This is a genomic window from Acinetobacter sp. LCT-H3, from assembly GCF_001866125.1.
Classification (GTDB): Bacteria; Pseudomonadota; Gammaproteobacteria; order Pseudomonadales; family Moraxellaceae; genus Acinetobacter; species Acinetobacter schindleri.
Map to the genome: position 1 here is coordinate 87,632 of NZ_MODX01000010.1, position 13,488 is coordinate 101,119.

At 42.2% G+C, this 13,488-nt stretch carries 12 protein-coding genes; 3 read left to right on the forward strand and 9 right to left on the reverse strand.

What is annotated here, in order from left to right:
• Window positions 1-54 precede the first annotated feature (54 nt).
• The 8 genes from bamA to rimO all read right to left on the reverse strand — a co-directional run bounded on the left by bamA (window position 55) and on the right by rimO (window position 9,479).
• Window positions 55-2,550: an outer membrane protein assembly factor BamA gene (bamA, locus tag BK820_RS07550; RefSeq protein ID WP_071320550.1), complete on the reverse strand. Its 2,496-nt coding sequence runs from the start codon at window positions 2,548-2,550 to the stop codon at window positions 55-57.
• Between the two features lie 40 nt (window positions 2,551-2,590).
• A complete protein-coding gene (gene rseP / locus BK820_RS07555; RefSeq protein ID WP_071320551.1) occupies window positions 2,591-3,946 on the reverse strand; it encodes an RIP metalloprotease RseP in 1,356 nt (451 codons plus the stop codon).
• A gap of 3 nt (window positions 3,947-3,949) precedes the next feature.
• Window positions 3,950-5,146 (reverse strand): 1-deoxy-D-xylulose-5-phosphate reductoisomerase, encoded by a 1,197-nt coding sequence (gene ispC, locus BK820_RS07560; RefSeq protein ID WP_071320552.1) that lies wholly within the window; start codon window positions 5,144-5,146, stop codon window positions 3,950-3,952.
• Window positions 5,147-5,971, reverse strand: a complete 825-nt coding sequence (locus BK820_RS07565; RefSeq protein WP_004894403.1) for a phosphatidate cytidylyltransferase — start codon at window positions 5,969-5,971, stop codon at window positions 5,147-5,149. It lies immediately after the preceding gene.
• Between the two features lie 3 nt (window positions 5,972-5,974).
• Window positions 5,975-6,727, reverse strand: a complete 753-nt coding sequence (gene uppS, locus BK820_RS07570; RefSeq protein ID WP_071320553.1) for a polyprenyl diphosphate synthase — start codon at window positions 6,725-6,727, stop codon at window positions 5,975-5,977.
• 7 nt (window positions 6,728-6,734) lie between these two features.
• Window positions 6,735-7,289 (reverse strand): ribosome recycling factor, encoded by a 555-nt coding sequence (frr, locus tag BK820_RS07575; protein ID WP_071320554.1) that lies wholly within the window; start codon window positions 7,287-7,289, stop codon window positions 6,735-6,737.
• Between the two features lie 77 nt (window positions 7,290-7,366).
• Entirely contained in the window at window positions 7,367-8,095 is a 729-nt protein-coding gene (pyrH, locus tag BK820_RS07580) for a UMP kinase (protein WP_004812647.1), read from the reverse strand.
• Window positions 8,096-8,135: 40 nt separating this feature from the next.
• Window positions 8,136-9,479, reverse strand: coding sequence for a 30S ribosomal protein S12 methylthiotransferase RimO (gene rimO / locus BK820_RS07585; protein WP_004894397.1), 1,344 nt, complete (start codon window positions 9,477-9,479; stop codon window positions 8,136-8,138).
• Between the two features lie 351 nt (window positions 9,480-9,830).
• Between rimO and glnL the strand changes: the two genes are divergently transcribed.
• Together glnL and glnG are read left to right on the forward strand one after the other, a co-directional pair.
• On the forward strand, window positions 9,831-10,940 hold the full coding sequence (gene glnL, locus BK820_RS07590) for a nitrogen regulation protein NR(II) (RefSeq protein WP_071320555.1): 1,110 nt from the start codon (window positions 9,831-9,833) through the stop codon (window positions 10,938-10,940).
• Complete coding sequence (gene glnG, locus BK820_RS07595) at window positions 10,927-12,399, forward strand: nitrogen regulation protein NR(I) (protein ID WP_071320556.1); 1,473 nt, start codon at window positions 10,927-10,929, stop codon at window positions 12,397-12,399. The genes glnL and glnG overlap by 14 nt, the downstream gene beginning before the upstream one ends.
• 59 nt (window positions 12,400-12,458) lie before the next feature.
• Here the strand turns inward: glnG and BK820_RS07600 are convergent, their stop codons facing one another.
• Window positions 12,459-12,785: a hypothetical protein gene (locus BK820_RS07600; protein WP_071320557.1), complete on the reverse strand. Its 327-nt coding sequence runs from the start codon at window positions 12,783-12,785 to the stop codon at window positions 12,459-12,461.
• Between the two features lie 127 nt (window positions 12,786-12,912).
• Here BK820_RS07600 and BK820_RS15580 point away from each other — a divergent pair.
• Window positions 12,913-13,488, forward strand: a 576-nt coding sequence (locus BK820_RS15580; RefSeq protein ID WP_502685970.1) for an SIR2 family protein, incomplete at its 3' end; no start/stop codon positions are given.

Sequence of the window (13,488 nt, forward strand, 5' to 3'; positions counted from 1 at the left end):
TAGTAATTTCTTACTATTCATAAGGCCAAATAATATTAACTTTGGTTAATTAAATTAGAAGGTACGACCAATTTCGAATTGAACACTCTTAGTATCGTCACCTTTTTTATCATTCAACGGATATGCATAACTTAATGATAATGGGCCGATCATAGTAATCCAGGTAAAGCCGGCACCTACGCTATAACGCATGTTATCCAGTTCAAAACCGAAGTTATCTTTACAGTATTGTTTCGCGCTAACACCTGGATCATTTCTACCATTCAAGTATAGATTACCTGATGGCACATCACATTGAGTATCAAAGACCTGTGCACCTTCAGCGAATAGTACTGGACGAACCTGACGTGCCCAATCTCCCTTAAATGGTACTGGAAGTGCAAGTTCAGCACCAAACTGAACAAGCGCATTACCCCCTACTTCTTCCGGATCAGTGTCACGTGTACGTGATTCATTATATGTAACGCCTGGGTATTTAGGACCTAGAGTACTGTTCTCATAACCACGGACTGAACCAAAACCACCCGCATAGAAGTTTTTATAGAATGGCAAATCATTACCATAACCAAGCTTACCATAGCCACGAACTACAAAATTCTTGCCTAATGGGAAATAAGCTTGTGCATCATAGGTCAGTTTTTGATATTCCACATCACTGCCTGGCAAGGCAATTTCACCATTGACACGATGTGAGAAACCAGTTGTAGGGAAGATTGGGCGGTTTAAGGTATTATATGACCAACCAAGATTTAAATTATAGGTTAAAAAATCACCCGTAAATTCTGAACCATACGGATCACTTACATTCAAACACCCAACCTGAGGATCAATTGTTTCATCAAGACAGTAAGTTTGAGTGCGTTTAGTTTTGCCATCATTTGCTAGCAAATAGTCACGTACATAGGTAGAAACGTATGGACCAGTCGTAACATCGGTCTGATCAATATTCAGACCAAAACTAATACTCTGGTTCTCATCGATTGGATAACCAAAGTTAATCCCACCACCAAAACTATCTGTTACATAGTTGTTGACGTTATAGTCATCATCCAGCTTGGTTTTACGGTAGTACAGGTTATAACCACGACGTACCCCATCAATAGTAAAGTATGGATCGGTTACACTCAGGTTATAGTAATCTTGAGTTTCAGAACGAGATAGATCAACCGATACACTATTCCCTGTACCCAGGAAGTTAGTTTGACTTAAACCTGCCTGGAAGGTTACACCACCACTTTGCGAGAAACCAACTGCCAAGGTACTTGTCCCGGAATGCTGCTCTTCAACTGCAACATTTAAATCGATCTGATCCGGCGAACCAGGAATACGCGCCGGTTTAATATCAACCGATTTAAAGAAACCAGTACGTTCCAGACGGACCTTAGACAGATCAATTTTTTCATTACTCGCCAGTGCGCTTTCCATCTGACGCATTTCACGACGTAATACTTCATCCGCAGTTTTGTTATTACCAGTAAAATTAATGCGACGTACAGTCACCTGCTGACCTGGGTTGATGTAATAATTTAAGTCAACCAGTTTAGTATCTTTATTAATTTCTGGAACAACATTTACTTCAGCGAAATAATAGCCAGCATTACCATATTTACGCAGTAATAACTGTTTAACCGCATTCACTTTTTCCTGTGAATAAATTTCACCGTCTTTGTATAGTTGTAAAACTTTGAGTTCATCTGGTGAATAAAGCGCATCACCCAGGAATTTGGTCTCACCAAATTTGAATTGCTCACCTTCATCTACCGATACTTCAATAAAGACATTTTTCTTATCTTCACTCAGGTTCAGACTTGAGTTATTGATATTGAAGTTGATATAACCACGGTTTAAGTACATAGCACGCAAAGCTTCAAGGCTTGCTGCCATTTTCTCACGTGCATAACGGTCATTACGGGAAATAATCGAATTCCAAGAGCTTTCCTTGATTGCAAAAGCCTGCTTGATCTCATCTTCTTTAAAGACCGTATTCCCAATAATATTAATGTCAAAAACTTTTGCAGCCTTACCTTCCACAAATTCAATCAGCAGATCGACACGGTTATTTGGCTTCGGCGTGGTCTTTACTGTAATGTCTGCATCATAACGACCTTGCTGCATATACTGCTGTTCAAGCTCGGTTTCTACAGTTTGCAGAGCAGATTTTTTTAGAACCTCACCTTCAGCAAGACCCATTTTTTTCAAACCTTCTTCCAAAGCTTCCTTCGGAATCAGCTTGTTGCCTTTTAGTTCGATCTTGGAAATAATCGGGCGTTCAACCACCTGGAATACTAGCGTATTTCCAGCTTGAGTTGCCTTGATATCATCAAACAAGCCTGAGGCATACAGACTCCGGATCGCATTGGCAATAATCGGATCATTGACACGATCACCACTATTGATTGGCACCAGGCCATACACATTTTCGGGAGTGAGACGAACCAGTCCGTCAAATTTTATATCTTGTACTACGAATTCATCTGCTGCATATACTTGTTGTGCAACTGCCATAGCACTAACGAGTGCCAAAGGCATAAATAAATGTGTGTGCTGCATGCCAGTCTTTTCCGCTTGTTAATTTATTCCATCTACGTTGTTATAAACGCATAAAATCATTAAATAGTGCAAGTAGCATCATACTACCCAGCAATACCATACCAATTTTTAAGCCAACCAATTGTATTTGTTCAGAAACAGGTTTACCACGTAATAATTCAATAAAATAGTAAACCAGATGTCCGCCATCAAGCATTGGAATTGGCAGTAAATTTAATATCCCTAAACTTACACTCATTAGCGCCATAAAGGAAATAAAAGTTTGCCATCCCATTTCCGCACTTTGACCTGCCACTTTGGCAATCGTGATTGGACCAGATAAATTATCCAGACCAATCAGACCACGAACCATCTTCACAATCGAGTTAAGAATCATCGAAGACAGTTGTGTCGTTTTGTCAAAAGCCATGACCAGTGCTTCAGTCGGACTATATTGAATTGTCTGTTTATATTCTGCCGGGATGGTGATTTTGCCTGGGTCACTTTGTACACCCAGCATACCAGTCACTTTACCCATATTGTCACGTTTCGCCTGTGGCATCACCTGTAAATGCACCACCTGGTTATTACGTAATACATCTATTTTTAATAATTTTTCTGGAGATGCCTGGACAACCTGTACCACATCAAACCAGTTTTTCATCGCCACACCATCAATGGCAATGATCTTGTCACCTTCCTTAATGCCTTGGCGGATTGCAGCGCCATCGTCACTGAGCTTAGATACCACTGCGGGAATTTCTGGACGATACGGTATAAAACCTAAAGTATCCAGTGGAGACTGTGACTGATCCTTCAGAAAACTCTGAATCGGCAATTGGAAACTTTTTATCTGTCCATCACGTTCAGCCTGAATCGTAATCAGCCCGGTTTCACCAACACGATCAACCAAGGCATAATTCAGCTTTTCCCAGGTTGCGACTTCGGTGCCATCCACTGCGGTAATTTTGTCGCCTTGCTGCATTTGTACAGCAGCGGCAGGTGTATTAGGCAGAACTTGACCTACACGGGTATTTAACTGCTCTTGTGCAGGTAAAAATAAAATCCAGAATAGAATCACTGCAAAGAAAAGATTAATTAAAGGACCAGCCGCAACAATCGCGATACGCTTCCATGGATGTTGACGGTTAAAGGCTTTCGGCAGATCCTCTTCAGGTACATTACCTTCACGTTCATCCAGCATTTTGACATAGCCGCCAAATGGCAAAGCAGAAAGCTGATACTGGATACCAGATTTTTTTGAAGTCCATTTGATTAGCGTTGGACCAAATCCAATCGAATAAACTAAAACCTTTACGCCAAGTTTTCGAGCTACAAAGTAATGTCCAAATTCATGGATCGCAATCAGGGGACCTAATAACAGAATTGCAGCTGCGATAATAAACAAGGCGTTCATGGCTTAACTTCCTTTATTCACAACGAATTGACGGGCGATATCACGCGCCTGCCGATCAGCCTGAAGAATCACTTCCAGCTGATCTGCTGTCTGATTGTCCATCGAATTCAGCGTATGTTCAACTATCTGAGGTATTTGAGTGAAAGTAATTTTTTCATGCAAAAATGCTGCCACGGCAATTTCATTGGCTGCATTCAGAATAGCAGGCGCAATCCCGCCTTGCTGCATTGCCTGGCGTGCCAGTTTTAATGCAGGAAAACGCTGGGTATCCGGTTGCTGGAAATTCAGTTGTGAATGTACAAATAAATCTAATGGAGCGACATGCGTACTGATCCGCTCTGGCCATGCCAAGGCATGTGCAATCGGGGTACACATATCTGGATTACCCATTTGCGCCAAAGTTGAACCATCTACATATTGAACCATGGAGTGAATAATACTCTGTGGATGCACGACAACTGTAACAAATTGTTCTTTTACTGCAAATAAATGACAGGCTTCAATCAGTTCCAAACCTTTATTCATCAAGGTTGCTGAATCTACTGAAATTTTTTGACCCATTGACCAGTTTGGATGTTTGCAGGCTTGTGCTGGTGTGACCGTCTGCAGCTGATCGAAAGTATGATTTAAAAATGGACCACCAGAGGCAGTTAACAGAATCTGCTGTACACCCAGTTTTGGCTGACCGTTACGCTCAGCATCGAAGTAATTCGCCGGCAAACACTGGAAAATTGCATTGTGCTCTGAGTCCACAGGTAGCAATAAAGCCCCATGATCACGAGCAGCCTGCATCATAATATCACCAGACATCACCAAAGCTTCTTTATTAGCCAACAGGACGCGTTTTCCCGCTTTGACCGCAGCCAATGTCGGCAAAAGGCCAGCTGCACCAACAATCGCCGCCATGACTATATCTACTTCTGGATGTTCAGCAACTGCAATCAAGCCTGCTTCATCTGGTAAAATTTCTATTTCGGATAACTGTTGCTGTTTCAGCAATTGTGCCAGTTCATCTACTTTAAAGGCTGGCACCACAGCGATTTTTGGTCGAAACTGCTTACAGATCTCGACCAGTTCAGCAATACGGCTTTGTGCAGTCACAGCATATACGCTGTAAGCTTCAGGATGTCGCTGCAGGATTTTTAAAGTACTTTGCCCAATAGAACCTGTAGCACCCAGTATACAAACAGCTTGTGACATTTATAAATCTACGCCAATTAGTTTTAAGACATACATGCCTGCAGCAAAAATCGGTGCTGCAGCAAGGAGAGAATCAATACGGTCCAATACACCACCATGTCCTGGCAGAATACGTCCCGAATCTTTAATACCAGCACGACGTTTGATCATCGATTCAAACAGGTCGCCAAGCACAGAACTAAAGACTGTTAATACTGATAAAATCAGGAATAAAAGCAGTTCGGGGATACTGATATCAAGATAAAGTAATGTGACTGTAATGACAATCAACATGGATGTGACGATTCCGCCATACAACCCTTCAACCGATTTGTTTGGACTAACTTTCGGTGCGAGCTTTTTATTGCCGAACTTGCGTCCAATAAAATAGGCACCACTGTCTGCTCCCCAAACCAGCAAAAACAGATACATTAACCACCAAGGTGAATGCTGCCAGACTGAATAGATTGCAGTGACCGCCGCCGAGATCAGGATCACGCCAATGCCATTTAAAGTAACATTGTACCAGCCATCATATTCAGGATAGGATTTAACCCAATAGATGCTGAGAATCCAGGTCAAAATCGATGCCGCCCAAAGCAGCATGGAGATGTCTGAAAAATAGAGTGCAAGTGCTGAAAGAACTGCTGTGAGTAAGCCATAACCCCAAGCAAACGGCTTAATTACTTTTTTCCCCTGACGTGGCATGAGTTTAAACCACTCATAACCTGCCACGCCTGCAGCAACGACCATCAACACAAACATTGGGTAATATGCAGTAGTGGCAAACATACAACTGAGTACAACAGCCACCAAAACCAATGCGGTTATAATCCGCTCTAACATGTATTAATTCTCAAGTTTCTCTTGCTGAATCTGTTCTGATGTCTTACCAAACCGACGTTCACGCCCACCAAATACGGCAAAGGCATCGTCAAGTTCTTCCGTGGTAAATTCTGGCCATAAGGTTTCAGTAAAATACAGTTCCGCATAAGCTGCCTGCCAGAGCAGGAAGTTTGACAAGCGGAAATCTCCACCGGTACGGATTAACAGATCCACAGGTGGTAAATCACTAAGACTTACATATTGACCAAAAACATCAGCATTAATTGCATCAAGTTCTAATTTATTTGTTAAAACATCCGCAGCAATTCGCTTCGCAGCCTGCGCCATATCCCACATACCACCATAACTAATGGCAATAGTGAGCGTCATGCTATCGAACTTAGCAGTCCTTTCCTCAGCATGCAACATCAAAGCTTGCAACTCTGGAGATAAACGGCTGCAATCACCAATAAAGCGCAAGGCAATATTGAATTTTTCCATGCGCGGTAACTGTTCATGGATGGTGTCTTCGAGCAATCGCATGAGCAGATCCACTTCATACTGCGGACGATTCCAGTTTTCACTCGAAAACGCAAATACAGTTAAAGCCTGGATTTTTCTTTTTCTACAGTGTTCTACAATCGGGTCAAGAACGCTTTTACCTTCACGGTGTCCTTCACCTTTTTGCATCTGATTTTTTTTGGCAAAACGATTGTTGCCATCCATGATGATGGCAACATGTTTTGGAAGACGGGAACTCTCTTCAGAAACGGTCATTGATGAATTAGACCTTCATCAATTCAGCTTCTTTTGCAGCCAAACGTTTGTCAACTTCAGCAACATATTTATCAGTAATTTTCTGGATTTCGTCAGAAGCACGACGTTCTTCATCTTCAGAAATTTCTTTTTCTTTCAATAAAGCTTTGATATCGCCCAAAACATCACGACGAATGTTACGAATCGCAACTTTAGCGTTTTCAGCTTCGTTACGCGCAACTTTCTGCATGTCACGACGAGTTTCTTCAGTCAATGCAGCCATTGGTACACGAATTGCGTCAGCAGTAATCGGATTAAGCCCTAAATCTGATTCACGAATGGCTTTATCAATTGCAGCAACCATTGAACGTTCAAACGGTTGAACCAGCAAGGTACGTGAATCTTCAACACCTACGTTTGCAACCTGGTTCAATGGCACGTCAGAGCCATAGTAAGGAACCATAACACCGCTCAGAATCGATGGATGTGCACGTCCAGTACGAACTTTGGCAAAACCATGCTCCAACGAGTCAAGTGACTTGTTCATACGGTCTTCTGCGTCTTTTTTAAGATCGTTAATCATATGATCTTCCTTACTTAATTCTAAAAAATGTAAAAGCTAAATTTTGACTAGTATAAAGTGCTTCAAGGTTCACGTCATCAATTGGTAACGTGAGTACCCTCTTTTTCACCCATCACAACGGACAATAAAGCACCAGACTTGTTCATATCGAAAACTTGTAGCGGTACGTTATGATCACGACATAGGCAGATCGCCGTTAAATCCATCACACCCAGTTTTTCATCAAGCACTTGGTCAAAGGTTAAGGTTTCGTATTTAACAGCATCTTCAAATTTGCTTGGATCTTTATTATAGACACCATCAACCTTGGTTGCTTTCAGAATCAGGTCCGCTTCAATTTCAATGCCACGCAAGCAAGCTGCTGTATCAGTGGTAAAGAACGGGTTACCTGTCCCCGCAACAAATACGCAGACTTCACCACGCGTCAGGTGACGAATCGCATCACGGCTTGAGTAAGATTCTACAACGGTGCCAATTGGCAATGCTGAAAGTAAACGTGTCTTGATGTTACGGCGTACCAGCGCATCACGTAATGCCAGACCGTTCATCACGGTTGCCAGCATACCCATCTGGTCACCGGTTACACGACCAACCAGACCATCTTTCTGCAACTGGCTACCACGGTACAAGTTACCACCACCGACAACAATACCGACCTGTACACCCAATCCAACCAGGTGTGCAATCGCTAAAGACATCTGGTCAAGGATTGGTGCATCAATACCCATATCCTTGTTGCCGGCAAGCGCTTCACCTGAAAGTTTCAGCAAAATACGGCCAAAACGCGGCTTTTTAGAATCCAACATCATCAAACTCCAAATTATTTCATTTAATTTTATCTAAGTATTAGGCTGATTTAATCGAAATCAGTTTTGCAAACAGGTCATATTCGTCCGCATCGGTAATTTCGACTTCAAGCAAAGCACCTGTCTTAATCAGGCTCTTGTCGATATCTTCAACAAATACATTCCCATCAATCTCTGGTGCATCGGCATAAGAACGTGCTACAGCAACCGGGAATTCCTCTTCCAGATCATCGACTAGCACTGTCATTTTCTGACCGATACGCTTTTGCAGCTTGGCTGCTGAGATCGCTTGCTGGACCTGCATGAAACGTTCATAACGTTCTTGCTTGATTTCTTCCGGCACGTGATCTGGCAGATCATTCGCTGCTGCACCTTCAACTGCTGAATAAGTGAAACAACCCACACGATCCAGCTGAGCTTCCTGCAACCAGTCCAACAACATTTGGAAGTCTTCTTCGGTTTCACCCGGGAAGCCCACTACAAATGTCGAACGCAGCACCAATTCAGGACATTTTTCACGCCATACTTTCAAACGTTCTAATGTATTTTCACTGTGCGCAGGACGCTTCATCAGCTTTAATACTTTAGGACTGGCATGCTGGAATGGAATATCCAGGTATGGCAGGATTTTGCCTTGTGCCATCAGATCAATCACCGCATCCACATGTGGATATGGGTAGACATAGTGCAGACGCACCCAGATGCCTAACTGCCCCAGCGCTTCACACATATCATAGAATTTGGTCTTAACTGGCTGACCATTCCAGAAGTCAAGTTTGTACTTGGTATCCACGCCGTAAGCAGAAGTATCCTGGGAGATGACGAGTACTTCTTTTACGCCAGCACGTTTTAGCGCTGCAGCTTCTTCAAGCACAGAACCGACTGGACGCGATACCAGATCACCACGCATGCTTGGGATAATGCAGAAAGTACAACGGTGGTTACAGCCTTCTGAAATTTTCAAGTACGCATAGTGTTTTGGAGTAAGGCGAATGCCTTGCTCAGGAACCAGATCAATAAATGGATTATGTTTTGGCGGTTCAGGTACATATTGATGAACCGCATCCATTACTTCTTCATAAGCCGCAGCACCAGTCACTTTCAGGACATTCGGATGCATTTGGCGAATCTTGTCTTCGTCTTTACCTAGACAGCCCGTCACAATCACGCGACCATTCGCGCTCATCGCTTCACCGATGGCGTCTAGAGACTCTTGTACTGCAGATTCAATAAAACCACAGGTGTTTACTACTACTAAATCAGCACCGTCATAATCCGATGCGACATCATAACCTTCAGTCTTCAACTGAGTTAAAATTCGTTCAGAATCTACCAATGCCTTAGGACAACCTAAAGAAACAAAACCGACTTTGGGGGACTTCATGAATCTGCGCTCCACTAGAATGCGCGTATTGTATGTCTTTTCGAAACATAAAAACAGTTGAAATGGAGACTGATTACATCAAGCACCAAAATAAAGCCATAAAATATTCAATATATTTATACACGCACCAAAATTGAACATTTATGATTTACATGGTGATTTTTATCAGCTATACCATTAACAAATCATGCATCTTCATGACCCCACTTCCATTTCATTGCAATAATTTAGGGATTATTTAAAAAGTTGGCGTGCATTTTGCTTAATGTGCATCAAATGAGAACTTAAGACTTTAAATTTTGCTTTATGAAGATGCCATTGCGCTATTTTAATACAGGAAAACCATCGCTAATGGATCAGCCCCTTTCCATCGACTATCGCCTTTTAGTGGACAACCTGACCACTGCTGTCATGCTGATTGATAGCAACCTGAATATTTATTACCTGAACACTGCCTGCGAGGCCATGTTCGATATCAGCTTGTTACGCGCATTTGGCACACCGGTATTAAATATCCTGCAAGCCCCTACAGATGAGTTCAATACTGAAGAGTCGCTGTATAACACCCTGCATACTGGACAACCTTATACCCGCCGTGAAGCGACCATTATTGTCAATTTTAAAGACATTCATGTGGATTATACGGTTTCGCTACTGAATGCAGGCAAACCACATCACCCCTTATTGCTGATTGAGCTGAATCAGCGTGACCGTATGTTGAAAATCTCACGTGAAGAAAACTATATTCAGCAACATCAGGTGGCGCGCCAGTTGATCCGTGGTGTAGCACATGAAATCAAGAACCCGCTTGGTGGTATTCGTGGTGCAACACAGCTTCTCGCACGTAGCCTGGATGATCCGAAATACAAAGAATTTACAGATATTATTATTAGTGAAGTGGATCGCCTGAGAAATCTGGCAGATAGTATGCTGGGTTCACGTCAGTTACCAAGCTATGAAATGGTCAACGTCCATGAGCCTTTAGAACGTGTCCGTTCACTGATTGTAAATCAGACTAAAAAGAAAATTAAAATTACCCGGGACTATGACCTGTCCCTGCCGGAAGTTCTGGCAGATCGCGATCAGCTGATTCAGGTCATGCTAAATATCTGCGTGAATGCCGTTCAGGCGATGACAGAAAATAAAGACTTCTTTATCGAGCATCAGCCTGAACTGATTTTAAGAACCCGTATTCAGCGTCTATATACCATTAATGGTGTGATTCATCGTTCAGTAGTACGCATCGACATTGAAGATAATGGTCCGGGTGTACCAGACGATATTATTGAAGCCGTTTTCTACCCGCTTGTGACCAGCCGTGCCAAAGGAACCGGCCTGGGCCTCAGTATTGCTCAAAATATTATGCATCAACATAACGGAATGATTGAATGCCAGTCAGTTCCAGGAAAAACCGTATTTAGCTTATTTTTACCTTGGGAGTCAGATCATGTCGCGAAATAAAATATGGGTGATTGATGACGATCGTGCCATGCGTTGGGTACTAGAAAAAACATTCAAAGAAGAAGGTTTCGACGTTACCAGTTTTGAAGAAGCCCAGTCAGCACTTGATCAGTTAGGCGTAGATGCACCTGATGTGATCCTGACCGATATCCGAATGCCGGGTATTGATGGCTTAACCTTTTTAGGTAAGGTCAAGAATACTAATCCTGATCTGCCTGTCATAATTATGACGGCGCACTCGGATCTGGAATCTGCAGTATCAAGTTATCAGACCGGTGCCTTCGAGTATCTGCCAAAGCCATTTGATATTGATGAAGCGCTAGCATTGGTGAATCGTGCCATCCTGCACATCACCAAGTTACAGCAACAGGAATCTGCAAAAGCGGCTCCAACGATTCAATCGACTGAAATTATCGGTGAATCTCCTGCAATGCAGGAAGTATTCCGCGCCATTGGCCGTCTATCTCAGTCGCATATTACTGTTTTGATTAATGGTGAATCAGGTACAGGTAAAGAATTGGTGGCACATGCTTTGCACCGCCATTCACCACGTAGCAATAAGCCATTTATTGCCCTGAACATGGCAGCGATTCCAAAAGACCTGATTGAGACTGAATTATTCGGTCATGAAAAAGGTGCGTTTACGGGTGCCAATACTCAACGTCAAGGCCGTTTCGAACAGGCTAACGGCGGTACATTGTTCCTAGACGAAATTGGAGACATGCCATTTGAAACACAAACTCGTTTGTTACGTGTCCTAGCTGATGGTGAATTTTACCGTGTAGGTGGTCATATTCCAGTCAAGGTTGATGTGCGTATCGTGGCAGCAACTCACCAGGATCTGGAAAAACTGGTACACGATGGCCGCTTCCGTGAAGACTTGTATCACCGCCTGAATGTAATTCGTATTCATATTCCTAAACTGGCACACCGTTCTGAAGATATTCCAATGCTGGCACAGCATTTCCTGGCACGTGCAGGCAAAGAGCTTGGTGTCAATCCGAAGATTCTGCGTCCTGAAACTCAGGAATATATGCAAAAGCTGCCTTGGCAAGGAAACGTGCGTCAGCTGGAAAATACCTGTCGCTGGTTAACGGTTATGATCACAGGTCGTGAAGTTTATCCAGAAGACTTGCCACCTGAACTGAAACAGATTCCTATCCAGCAGGACAATGGTGCACCAATTCCAAATCTGAATCAGGTTGCTCCGCATCATTGGGATGAATTACTGAACCAATGGGCAATTCAAAAGCTAAAAAATGGTGAGATGAAGATTCTCGACATCGCAACACCAATGTTTGAACGCACTCTGATTAATGCAGCCCTTCAGCAAACTCGTGGCCGTAAACGCCATGCTGCTGAGCTTTTAGGTTGGGGTCGAAATACATTGACGCGCAAACTTAAAGAGCTGGGTATGGACAGTGCAGATGATGATGTTGAAGAAGAAGTTGAAGGTTAATTTTTAAAGTTAGCCACAAAAAAGCGCCAATTGATTTGGCGCTTTTTTCATTCTGAGATTTAAGCAGTAAGGCCAATATAACGTGAATAACCTTCCACACCCAGATCCGATTTTAAAATTATAAATTCCGGATAAATACTTGCAGTCAACTCTGCAAACATATTGACCTGATCATCATTGGCATGTAAATCATCCACAGTATGTTGCATGGTCTGTTCAAACTCATCGGTAATGTATTCAAAACCAATATCCATAGCGATAAAGAGCGTATGTTCGCAAGGTTGGACATATTGTTCTTCTTGCCAATTAATGATGTCTTGATGGCAATGAGGGCAAGCAATATTGTCAGTGGCTTGGATATCAAGTTCGACGAGTTGGTAAGGCATAATGAAAATCTAATTTAAAAACTTTTACTATTTTATCAAATACTCGCATTTTACTTATAAAAAGATTCATGTTTAATTTCTAACATGTACAATCCAACTAAATATCAACTTTAAAATATTAAATAACATGAGTTTTTCTGTTCAAGAAGTTGCCCAGCTTTTAAAACAAGCGAAAGACAATAAAAAGCCTTATATTTTCTTTACCGGTGCAGGCTGCTCTCGCTCCGCTGGCGTTCCAATAGCAATAGAGCTAATAAGTGAAATTAAAGAAAAATTCCCTATTCAAATAAAGAATATAAACTCTGAAAACGAAAAATATAATTATGGTCTTTATATGTCTGCTTTGGATAAACATGAAAGACGACAATTATTAGAACCCTACATTATAAAAAATCAAAAGATTAATTGGGCTCATATTGCTTTAGCTTGTTTAATGCAGGAAGGTTATGTTCAACGAGTACTCACATTTAATTTTGATAGCATATTATCCCGAGCCTGTAGTTTCTTAGGCTTACATCCGTCAATTTATGATTTTGCAACAGCTAACCCCCACCTCTATCGCTTGATTAACGACCCTTCAATCGTCCACTTACATGGTCAAGGAACAGGTTTTATTCAGTTAAATACAAAAGAAGAAACACAAGATCATACAGAACTACTCGGTGATTTTATTGCTGCAACTTTAGACCTCTTTCATAAATCA

What these genes read in the sequence shown, in the direction of transcription:
- bamA (WP_071320550.1), bottom strand. Translation starts at nt 2,550, where the DNA reads ATGCAGCACACACATTTATTTATGCCTTTGGCACTCGTTAGTGCTATG.
- rseP (WP_071320551.1), bottom strand. Translation starts at nt 3,946, where the DNA reads ATGAACGCCTTGTTTATTATCGCAGCTGCAATTCTGTTATTAGGTCCC.
- ispC (WP_071320552.1), bottom strand. Translation starts at nt 5,146, where the DNA reads ATGTCACAAGCTGTTTGTATACTGGGTGCTACAGGTTCTATTGGGCAA.
- BK820_RS07565 (WP_004894403.1), bottom strand. Translation starts at nt 5,971, where the DNA reads ATGTTAGAGCGGATTATAACCGCATTGGTTTTGGTGGCTGTTGTACTC.
- uppS (WP_071320553.1), bottom strand. Translation starts at nt 6,727, where the DNA reads ATGACCGTTTCTGAAGAGAGTTCCCGTCTTCCAAAACATGTTGCCATC.
- frr (WP_071320554.1), bottom strand. Translation starts at nt 7,289, where the DNA reads ATGATTAACGATCTTAAAAAAGACGCAGAAGACCGTATGAACAAGTCA.
- pyrH (WP_004812647.1), bottom strand. Translation starts at nt 8,095, where the DNA reads ATGTTGGATTCTAAAAAGCCGCGTTTTGGCCGTATTTTGCTGAAACTT.
- rimO (WP_004894397.1), bottom strand. Translation starts at nt 9,479, where the DNA reads ATGAAGTCCCCCAAAGTCGGTTTTGTTTCTTTAGGTTGTCCTAAGGCA.
- glnL (WP_071320555.1), top strand. Translation starts at nt 9,831, where the DNA reads ATGGATCAGCCCCTTTCCATCGACTATCGCCTTTTAGTGGACAACCTG.
- glnG (WP_071320556.1), top strand. Translation starts at nt 10,927, where the DNA reads ATGTCGCGAAATAAAATATGGGTGATTGATGACGATCGTGCCATGCGT.
- BK820_RS07600 (WP_071320557.1), bottom strand. Translation starts at nt 12,785, where the DNA reads ATGCCTTACCAACTCGTCGAACTTGATATCCAAGCCACTGACAATATT.